Source organism: Streptomyces durocortorensis, from assembly GCF_016901035.1.
Taxonomy (GTDB): Bacteria; Actinomycetota; Actinomycetes; order Streptomycetales; family Streptomycetaceae; genus Streptomyces; species Streptomyces durocortorensis.
Genome location: NZ_JAFEUF010000153.1, coordinates 7,669 through 17,563 on the forward strand (window position 1 = coordinate 7,669; position 9,895 = coordinate 17,563).

Annotated in this window: 9 protein-coding genes; 5 read left to right on the forward strand and 4 right to left on the reverse strand. The window is 72.2% G+C overall.

Annotation, left to right across the window (positions count from 1 at the left end):
- Window positions 1–147 precede the first annotated feature (147 nt).
- The 3 genes from ectB to JS521_RS24445 all read right to left on the reverse strand — a co-directional run bounded on the left by ectB (window position 148) and on the right by JS521_RS24445 (window position 3,540).
- The gene (ectB, locus tag JS521_RS24435; protein ID WP_205085091.1) at window positions 148–1,410 is read right to left on the reverse strand and encodes a diaminobutyrate--2-oxoglutarate transaminase; all 1,263 of its coding nucleotides are present in this window, start codon (window positions 1,408–1,410) and stop codon (window positions 148–150) included.
- 183 nt (window positions 1,411–1,593) lie between these two features.
- Window positions 1,594–2,124, reverse strand: a complete 531-nt coding sequence (gene ectA / locus JS521_RS24440; RefSeq protein ID WP_205085092.1) for a diaminobutyrate acetyltransferase — start codon at window positions 2,122–2,124, stop codon at window positions 1,594–1,596.
- Window positions 2,125–2,433: 309 nt separating this feature from the next.
- On the reverse strand, window positions 2,434–3,540 hold the full coding sequence (locus JS521_RS24445; protein WP_205085093.1) for a pyridoxal-phosphate-dependent aminotransferase family protein: 1,107 nt from the start codon (window positions 3,538–3,540) through the stop codon (window positions 2,434–2,436).
- A gap of 160 nt (window positions 3,541–3,700) precedes the next feature.
- Here JS521_RS24445 and JS521_RS24450 point away from each other — a divergent pair, with 160 nt between their 5' ends.
- The 3 genes from JS521_RS24450 (at window position 3,701) to JS521_RS24460 (ending at window position 7,203) form a co-directional block, all read left to right on the forward strand.
- On the forward strand, window positions 3,701–4,777 hold the full coding sequence (locus tag JS521_RS24450) for an amidohydrolase family protein (RefSeq protein ID WP_205085100.1): 1,077 nt from the start codon (window positions 3,701–3,703) through the stop codon (window positions 4,775–4,777).
- 322 nt (window positions 4,778–5,099) lie between these two features.
- A complete protein-coding gene (locus JS521_RS24455) occupies window positions 5,100–6,050 on the forward strand; it encodes an SCO1860 family LAETG-anchored protein (protein ID WP_205085094.1) in 951 nt (316 codons plus the stop codon).
- A gap of 151 nt (window positions 6,051–6,201) precedes the next feature.
- Entirely contained in the window at window positions 6,202–7,203 is a 1,002-nt protein-coding gene (locus JS521_RS24460; RefSeq protein WP_205085095.1) for a DUF6745 domain-containing protein, read from the forward strand.
- 31 nt (window positions 7,204–7,234) lie between these two features.
- On the opposite strand, the gene JS521_RS24465 is transcribed toward JS521_RS24460, so the two are convergent.
- On the reverse strand, window positions 7,235–7,861 hold the full coding sequence (locus JS521_RS24465; protein ID WP_205085096.1) for a TetR/AcrR family transcriptional regulator: 627 nt from the start codon (window positions 7,859–7,861) through the stop codon (window positions 7,235–7,237).
- A 139-nt stretch (window positions 7,862–8,000) separates the two neighbouring features.
- Here JS521_RS24465 and JS521_RS24470 point away from each other — a divergent pair, with 139 nt between their 5' ends.
- Entirely contained in the window at window positions 8,001–8,441 is a 441-nt protein-coding gene (locus JS521_RS24470) for a PPOX class F420-dependent oxidoreductase (protein ID WP_205085097.1), read from the forward strand.
- A 102-nt stretch (window positions 8,442–8,543) separates the two neighbouring features.
- Entirely contained in the window at window positions 8,544–9,761 is a 1,218-nt protein-coding gene (locus JS521_RS24475) for an MBL fold metallo-hydrolase (protein WP_205085098.1), read from the forward strand.
- Window positions 9,762–9,895: the final 134 nt, after the last annotated feature.

Sequence of the window (9,895 nt, forward strand, 5' to 3'; positions counted from 1 at the left end):
TCCCTCTCTCGTTGATTGGGGGTTGGGGGGGGGGGTCTTTGTGTTTTATCCCCTCCCGCCCCCGGGTTGTCCAGCGGGGGGGGGGCCGGCCCCCCCCCCCGGGGGGCCGGGCGCCTCTCTTCTTCCACCTGCCCCGGCAGTGCCGGGTCAGGCCGTCTCGCGGACGCAGCGGGCCAGCGTGCGCAGGCCCTCGTCCAGTTCTTCGGGGGTGATGGTCAGCGGCGGCAGCAGCTTGACGACCTCGCTCTGCGGGCCGGAGGTCTCCAGCAGGAGCCCCAGCTCGAAGGCGCGGGCGCAGACCGCGGAGGCGCGGGCCGGCTCCTCGAACTCCATGCCCCACACCAGGCCCCGGCCGCGGAAGCTCGCGGTCGACTCCTCGGCGCAGATGGCCAGCAGCGTCTGCTCGACCTGCTCGCCGCGGGCCATGGTCTGCTTCTCCATCTGGCCGTCGGCCCAGTAGGCGTCCAGCGCGGCGGCGGCCGTGACGAAGGCCGGGTTGTTGCCGCGGAAGGTGCCGTTGTGCTCTCCCGGCTCCCAGATGTCCAGCTCCGGGTTGAACAGGCAGAGCGACATCGGCAGGCCGTAGCCGCTGATGGACTTCGACAGCGTGACGATGTCCGGGACGATGCCGGCCTCCTCGAAGGAGAAGAAGCCGCCGGTACGGCCGCAGCCCATCTGGATGTCGTCGACGATCAGCAGCATGTCCTGGCGCTCGCACAGCTCCTTGAGCGCGCGCAGCCACTCGGCGCGGGCGACGTTGATGCCGCCCTCGCCCTGGACGGTCTCCACGATCACGGCGGCGGGCTTGTTCAGCCCGGAGCCCTGGTCCTCCAGCAGACGCTCGAACCACAGGAAGTCGGGGACCGTACCGTCGAAGTAGTTGTCGAACGGCATCGGCGTGCCGTGCACCAGCGGGATGCCGGCGCCGGCCCGCTTGAACGCGTTGCCGGTGACGGCGAGCGAGCCCAGCGACATGCCGTGGAAGGCGTTGGTGAACGAGACGACGGACTCGCGGCCCTTGACCTTACGGGCCAGCTTCAGCGCCGACTCGACGGCGTTGGTGCCCGTCGGGCCGGGGAACATCACCTTGTACGGCAGGTCGCGCGGCCGCAGGATCACGTTCTGGAACGTCTCCAGGAACGCGCGCTTGGCGGTGGTGGCCATGTCCAGGCCGTGGGTGATGCCGTCGCGCTCGATGTAGTCGATCAGCGCTCGTTTCAGCACCGGGTTGTTGTGGCCGTAGTTGAGCGAGCCGGCCCCGGCGAAGAAGTCCAGGTAGGAGTGGCCGTCCTCGTCGGTCAGCCGGGCGCCCTGCGCGCGGTCGAAGACGGCGGGCCAGCCGCGGCAGTAGCTGCGGACCTCGGACTCCAGGGTCTCGAAGACGCTCAGTGCGGGCGGGGTGATGGTCACAGCGGGTCTCCTGCGTGAGGGGGTGTGACGGGCAGTGGTCGGTGCTCCCGGGCGCACGGATGCGGCCGGGACCGCGCCGGTCGGTCGGCCGGCGCGAAAAGTCGTGGGAACCGGGCGTACGGGTCGGCTGCGCCGGTCATCGGGCGTACGGGTCGGGTACGCCGGGGTCGTGTCCGGGAGGGCTCAGGTGGTGAAAGGGCCGATCCGGTAGAGCACCTCGGGCAGGTGCGTCCCTTCGGGGAACAGCTCGCCGTCGAAGAGCACCTCGTGCTCCAGGGCGACGTCGTGGCGCTGGGCGTAGGACGTGAACAGCCGGTCGGATGCGGTGTTGTCCGGGGTGATCGTCGTCTCCACGGACGACAGCCCCTGGTCGGCGGCGACCCGGGCGGTCAGCGCGTCCAGCAGAGTGGCGGCCAGTCCCTTGCCCCGGTGGGCCTGGTCGACGGCCACCTGCCAGACGACGAGGGTCTGGGGGCGGTCCGGCCTGATGTAGCCCGTCACGAAGGCGATGGGCTCGCCGTTCTCGCCCCGTGCGACGGCGGAGGTCGCGGCGAAGTCACGGCACCACAGCAGGTAGCTGTACGAGGAGTTCAGGTCCAGGACCTGGGAGTCGCGGGCAATGCGCCAGATCGCGGCTCCGTCCTCCACTCGCGGCGCATCGATACTGAGGAATTCGCTTCGGGCACGGGCAAAATCTGCTGGTGCGGCGGTCATGAAATTGAATTTACCCAGCAAATTTGGAAATTGCATCGACGCAAGGGGTTGGGTGGAGGGTGCCCATGTGTTATCAGGCGTGCGCGAACCCCCCGTCGAATCGGGGGTGACTTCCGCCTTTTTGTCCTGAATTTAACGGGCATAACGCCGGGCTTGTGGAGTCGGTCACAAGGTCGTAACTCTCTCGGTACGCGTCCGAATCATGAAGTCGGGTCTGCGGGAAAACTGCCGCGTTTAGCCGACAGGAAAGCGGGCATAAGAATGCGGGGAGCTGCTTTCGAAAAAGCTGCTCCCCGCATGATGGGTAATTTATCGGCTCGGCCAGGTTTCCGAGACAACCCGACGGGCAGCCTCGATATCGACCCGCAGGCCCGCATCGGTCAGCGCCGTCCCCAGAGCCGCGAGCGAGGACAGCACCGCCCCCCGCGTCGCATCCGCCCCGTAATGGTTGACCCGGATCATCTCCTTGGACAGCGCCCCGCCGCCCGCGACGAGCGGCAGCGCGGGGTCCGCCGCCAGTGCCGTCGCGACCAGCGCGGCCGCGTCCGTCCCCGCCGGGGCCCGCAGCGTCGTCGCCACCGGGGCCGCGTCCCGCGCCTCGTGGACGTACGGTTCCAGCCCGCCGCCCAGGGCCACCGCTCCGGCTCGGGTCGCCTCGGCGGCCGAGGCGTGGCGGGCCATCACGGTCTCCAGCCCCGCGTCCTCGATTCGGGCCACACACGCCTCCAGGCCCAGCATCTCCAGCTGCGCCGGAGCGTGCGGCAGGGCCGTGCGGCCGCCGTCGATCCAGCGCTCCTTCCAGTCCAGCAGGGAGAGGTAGGAGCGGCGCGGGGCGGCCGGGTTGGCGGCGATCCGCTCCCAGGCCCGGGCGCTCACCGACACCGCGGAGACCCCGGCGGGCCCGCCCATGGCCTTCTGCGCGCCGATCACGCACAGGTCCACGCCCCAGGCGTCCGGCAGCAGCGGCTCGGCGCCCACCGAGGCGACCGCGTCCAGCATGAACAGCGCGCCGTGCGCCCGGACCACCTCGCCGATCTCCGCGACCGGGTTGGTGTTGCCGGTCGCCGCCTCCGCGTGCACCAGCGAGACGAAGTCGATCTCCGGGTGCTCGGCGAGCGCCTCGGCGACCCGGTCGGCGGTCACGGCGGTGTGGAAGGGCACCGTGAGGTCGACGACCTGGGCGCCGCAGTCCCGCAGCCAGTTGCCGAAGGTCTGCCCGTACGGTCCGGTGACCACGTTCAGCGCGGTCGAGCCGGGCCGCGCGCCGCTGCGGATGCAGCCCTCCAGCGGCAGCAGCGCCTCGCCCTGGGTGATGACGACGTCCTGCTCCGTGGCGAGGAGCCGGGCCACGCGCCGCTCGATCGCCGCGAAGTGGTCGGCGGTGAGCGGGGGGAGGTCGAGGAAGGGGTGCGTCACGGTGGGGCTCTCTTCGGGTTCGTCCGTCGGTCGAAAGGCACTGGAAGCCTACCGACGGCCCACCGGCGGCCTCGTACAGTGCCGCGTATGAGTGATCAGGTGAGTGATCGGGTGAGGGGCCTGGCGGGTGGTCGGCGTGCGTGACCGGGAGGAGCAGCGGGTGCTGCGGGTGAAGGGCCGGGTGCTCGTCGGCCCGGACGAGGTGCGGGACGAACTGTGGGCCGTGGGCGGGCGGATCACCTACGACCGGCCGCCCGGCGCCGACGACGCGGTGACGGTCAGAGGCTGGGCGCTGCCCGGCCTCGTCGACGCGCACTGCCATGTCGGCCTGGACCGGCACGGTCCGGTGGACAGGGCGACCGCCGAGAAGCAGGCGCTGAGCGACCGGGAGGCCGGGACCTTGCTGATCCGGGACGCCGGATCGCCCTCCGACACCCGCTGGATCGACGACCGCGAGGACCTGCCGAAGATCATCAGGGCCGGCCGGCACATCGCCAGGACCCGCCGCTACATCCGCAACTACGCGCACGAGATCGAGCCCGGCGACCTCGTCGCGTACGTGGCCCAGGAGGCCCGGCGCGGGGACGGCTGGGTCAAGCTCGTGGGGGACTGGATCGACCGCGACGCCGGGGACCTCACCGCCTGCTGGCCGCGCGGCGAGGTCGAGGCGGCCATCGCCGAGGCGCACCGCCGCGGCGCCCGGGTCACCGCGCACTGCTTCGCGGAGGAGTCGCTGCGCGATCTGGTGGAGGCGGGCATCGACTGCATCGAGCACGCCACGGGCCTCACCGAGGAGACCATCCCGCTCTTCGCCGAACGCGGGGTCGCGATCGTCCCGACGCTGGTCAACATCGCCACCTTCCCCGACCTCGCGGCGGGCGGCGAGGCCAAGTTCCCCCGCTGGTCGGCCCATATGCGGCAGCTGTACGACCGCCGCTACGACACCGTGCGCGCCGCGTACGACGCCGGGATCCCGGTCTACGTCGGCACCGACGCGGGCGGCTCCCTGGCGCACGGCCTGGTCGCGGGCGAGGTCGCCGAACTGGTCAAGGCGGGCATTCCGCCCCTGGAGGCCCTCTCCGCGACCGCGTGGGGGGCCAGGAGCTGGCTGGGGCGGCCCGCGCTGGAGGAGGGAGCCCCGGCCGACCTGGTCGTGTACGACGAGGACCCGCGCGCGGACGTCCGGGTGCTGGCGGCCCCCCGGCACATCGTGCTGAACGGGCGGGTCGTCGGCTGACGTCGCCGTGCGTGGACAGGCAGCGAGTGTGTTGACAGGTAGTGACGGATGCGGTCGTCGGCTCGTTGATAGAGCCCAGCCGCTCCGCGCACCGCGGCTCTCTTGCGTGAAACGGGTGACACGGCGGGGCAGGAGGGAACGCGTGTGCCGAAAGATTCGAATATGCGCGCGGAAACCCCCCTTTGGGGTGAACTCACTTCAGGTATATGCGAGTTCACCCTCAGTGCGTAAAGATTCACGGAGTCGAGGCCACCGGCATCAGGCGATGTCCCCCATTGGACTGTGCCGGTGGCTCCATGTCTCTTGTGGGGGTTCCACCATCTTGAACAGCAACACCTTCCGTCTCGCCGCCGTGGCGGTCGCCGCCGCCCCCGTCGCTCTGCTTGCCGCCGTCCCCGCGCACGCAGCCCCGGCGACGCCCACCACCGGCGAGGGCAGGGCGAGCGCGGTCGTGCTCCGTACCGGGCTCGACGTCTCGCTCCTCAACAAGTCCGTCCAGGTGCCTCTCAAGGTCACGCTCAACGAGGTGCAGGCCCCGGCCAGCGCCGAGAAGACCGCGCTGAGCGTGAACCTGGACGGAGTGGAGGGCCGCCCGGTCGACGTGCTGCGCGCCGACGTGGCCACCGCGAACGCCACCGTGGACGAGCACAAGGCCGAGGGCTACACCAACCTGGCGAAGGCCCGCATCCATGTCCCCGGACTCGCGGCGCTCTCGCTCATCGAGGTCGAGAAGGTCACCTCCAAGGCGGTCTGCGAGGCGGGCAAGCAGCCCGTCGCCGAATCGAACGTGCTCGGCCACGTCAAGGTGCTCGGCAAGAAGGTGACGCTCAGCGCGGGCGGCCCGACCCAGGTGTCGGTGCCGGGCGTCGGCGAGGTCACCCTCGACCTGTCCAAGACGGTTACCACCGAGCGCACGGCGGCCGCGACGGCACTGCAGCTCAAGGTGTCGGTCAACCCGCTGAAGCTCAACGTCGCCGAGGTGAACGGCGAGGTCACCCTCGCCGAGGCGACCTGCGAGACCCCGAAGGGACCGAAGACCCCGGAAGAGCCGAAGGCCCCTGAGCAGCCGAGCTCCACGGACGGCGGCTCCACCAGCGGCGACGTGAAGACGCAGACCGGCTCCGACACCGGCCCCGCCCCCACCGAGGCCAACCTCGCCGAGACCGGAGGCAGCTCCACCACCCCGTACATCGCGGGCGGAGCGGCCCTGCTCCTCGCCCTCGGCGCGGGCGCCACGGTGGTGGCCCGCAGGCGCAGCAGCGGCCAGAGCTGATACACGCGCGACGGGGGGCCCGCCGCCCCCCCCCCCCCCCCCCCCCCCCCCCCCCCCCCCCCCCCCCCCCCCAGAGCGAGAACACCGAACGAGCACAGCCCAGAACGAGCACGGCCATCAGAACGAGCACAGCAGGGGACGGGGACAACCGATGCAGAACGTGAACTCCTGGCGGAGCGTGGCGGCCGCGACCGGCCGGGCGGACCGGGCGGCGGCCGAGGCCGGGGTGCGGCGCGCCTACCGCACCGCCGGTCTGGCCGGGCCGGACCGGATCATCTGGGCCGCATCGCCCCGGGCCGCCGTCGAGGCGGTGGAGAAGCTGACCGACGCCGGACGGTCGGTGCGCGAGGAGGTCCGCACCCGCCCCTGGGCCGAGGAGCGCCGCCGGATGTACGACGAGCTGGGCCCGGCGGGCTGGTCGGCGCTCTGGTCCGCCACCGGGGCCCAGCTGTGGGAGACCACGGCCGCACTCGCCGAGCGGATACGGACCGGGGTCGTCGCCGATCTGGCGCCCCGGCCCCAGGACGAGGGGGCCGTCCGGATGGTGCTCCTGGACGCCGTGCTCGGCCAGCACGACGCCGCCTGGCTCGCCGCTTTCGACGGGCGCGGCGACCGGCTTACGGGCCTCGCGGAGGTGGCCCGCAACGCCGGCTGGTGGTGGCCCTACGAGAGGGCCGTGGTCATCACCGAGCGGCCCGACGTCCTCCAACGTGACGAGGCGGGCCGGCTCGACCACGGAGAGGGACCGGCCCTCGCGTACGGGGACGGGTTCGCCCTCCATGCCTGGCGAGGCATGCCGGTGCCCGCCGCGTTCCTGGCCGAGCTGTCCTCCCTCACCCCCGAACGGATCCGCGCCGAGGAGAACGCGGAACTGCGCCGCGTGATGCTGGAGTACTACGGCTACGACCGGTATCTCACCGAGTCGGGCGCCGAGCCCGTCCACCGCGACGAGACGGGCATCCTCTGGCGCATCGCCCTCGACGGCGACGAGGACGTGGTGATGGTCGAGGTGGTCAACTCCACCCCCGAGCCGGACGGCACCTACCGCACCTACTGGCTGCGGGTGCCGCCCGCCACCCGGACCGCGAGGGACGGGGTCGCCTGGACGTTCGGACTGGAGGGGGCGGCCTACACACCGGTGCGCCAGACCTGAGGGCCCGCGCAGTCAGCGACGGGGGAGCCGGTCAGCCGCCGGCGGGGGAGCCGGCCACCTCCGCGAGGTCGATGCCCAGCTCCCGGGCGAGCGCCTCGTCGGTCCACCGCAGCATCGTGGACCGGGACAGCGGACCCGCGTACGAGGTCGTCTGCACCGCCATCCCGTCCAGCAGGGCGGTCAGCCGCCAGGCCGCCGACCGGGGATCCTCGCACCGGAACTCTCCGGCGGCGGCGCCCTCCTCGATGACCTGGGCCAGCTCCGCCTTCCACCGCTGGTCGAGGTCGCCCGCGACCTCACGGAGGGCGGGGTCGCGCAGGGAAGCCGCCCAGCCCTCGATCCACAGCCGCCAGCCCTTGGCCTGCCCCGTCGGCGCGTACCACCGCACGGCCGCCCGCAGCCGTCGCACAGCGCTGGTGCGGCGGGCCAGCAGCTTGCGGAGATGGGCGAGATCGGCCTCGGCCGCGTACGCGAACGCCGCCGCGACCAGCTTCTCCTTGGTCGAGAAGTGGTAGAGGACCAGCGCGTTGCTCACGCCCAGCACCGAGGCGACATCGGCGATCCGCACGGACGAGACCCCGCGGACCTCGATCTGCTCGACCGCCGCGCGCAACAGCTCCTCGCGTCGCTCCGCCACGTTCAACCGGACTCTTGCCACCGGGACACCCTAACGAATCGGCCATGTCGACGAACGGGCCAGGTCAGCGACGGTGACGACGGTGATACGGCCGCCGGCGCAGGCGACGGGAAGGCGCGCGCTCCGGAATCCTGCGGCCGTCCCGGACGTTGCACCCTGCATGACGCGCATCGAACCGGCACAGGAAGCACTGCTCCGTCTCTTCGGCGAGCACGACGGCGGTGTCCTGGTCACCCTGAAGCAGGACGGACGCCCTCAGCTGTCCAACGTCAATCACTCCTACTACCCCGAGGAGCAGGTGATCCGCGTCTCGATCACCGAGGGCCGGGCCAAGACCCGCAACCTGCGGCGCGACCCCCGGGCGAGCTACCACGTCACCAGCGACGACCGCTGGGCCTGGACCGTCGCCGACACGACCGCCGAGCTGACCCCGCCCGCCGCGGCGCCCGACGACGCCACGGTGGAGGCCCTGATCACGCTCTACCGGGACGTCCGGGGCGAGCACCCCGACTGGGACGACTACCGGCGGGCCATGGTCGAGGACCGCAGGGTGCTGCTCACCCTGCACATCGACCACGTCTACGGGCAGCCGCGTGGCTGACGCCCCCGTCGGCCGGACCGGCTGCCCCGTTCAGCATCTTCTGCTCGCCCTGTCGTACAGGCCGACCATAATGAGACGACACCGACTCCCTCAGGAGATGTTGTGACCGGCGCTGACTACTTGCTTCCGCTCCGCACCAAGCTGCGCTCGATGCGCACCGAGTCCTTCGGGGCCGATCCGGCCGGAGCGCGGATGGAGCGCATCCGCCGCTCGCCCCATTTCGTCGACGGAGCGTTCCAGAACCCGGTGGGGGCCCGGATCAGGCCCACCGGGTCCACCGTCGAATTCGCCAAGACCTATTTCCAGAAGGAGCAGCGGACCCGCAGGACGCCGAACGGCGCCGTCCCCGTCCACCCCACCACCCTCGCCGATCTGGCCGCGCCGCCCGTCACCGGGCTCCGGCTGACCTGGATGGGCCACTCCAGCGTGCTGGCGGAGATCGACGGACGACGGATCCTGTTCGACCCGGTCTGGGGCGAGCGCTGTTCCCCGTTCCCGTTCGCCGGGCCCAAGCGACTGCACCCCACCCCGCTGTCGCTGGCCGCGCTCGGCCCCGTCGACGTCGTCGTGATCTCCCACGACCATTACGACCACCTCGACCTCCCGACGATCCGCGCCCTGGCCGGAACCGACACGGTCTTCGCCGTGCCGCTCGGCGTCGGAGCCCATCTGGAGCGCTGGGGCGTCCCCGCCCACCGGATGCGCGAGCTGGACTGGAACGAGACCGCGACCGTCGCCGGAATCAGCCTCACCGCCACCCCCGCACGCCACTTCTGCGGGCGCGGGCTGCGCAACGGGCAGCACACCCTCTGGGCGTCCTGGGTGGTCACCGGCCCGGAGCACCGGATCTACCACAGCGGGGACACCGGCTACTTCCCCGGCTTCCGCGACATCGGCGCCGAGCACGGCCCCTTCGACGCCACCATGATCCAGATCGGCGCGTACGCGGAGTTCTGGCCGGACATCCACATGACCCCCGCCGAGGGCATGCGCGCCCACCTGGACCTTCAGGGCGGCCGCCCGCACGGTGTGCTGCTCCCGATCCACTGGGGCACCTTCAACCTGGCGCCGCACGCCTGGGCGGAGCCGGGCGAATGGACGAAGGACGCCGGTGAGGAGGCCGACCAGCCGGTGGCGTTCCCCCGGCCGGGCGAACCGTTCGAGCCGGCCGGAATCCTCCCCGTGGAGCCCTGGTGGCGAGCGCTGTCGCCGGTCCTCGCCCGCCCGTGGCGCCTCTCCGGGGAGCAGGCCGGATCCGCGCCCGGTCCCGGCCCGGCCCCGGCGGCGCGGGGCGACCTCGACCTCGCCGGGGAGCGCTGACCGCGCACAGGACGCACGGCTCGGGGCCCCCCCCCGGGGGGGGGGGGGGGGGGCCGGGCGCGCGGGGGGCACCCCCGGGGCCGCCCACGGCGGCGGGACGCGGGCCCGGGTGTGGGGCCCCCCCGGCGGGGGGG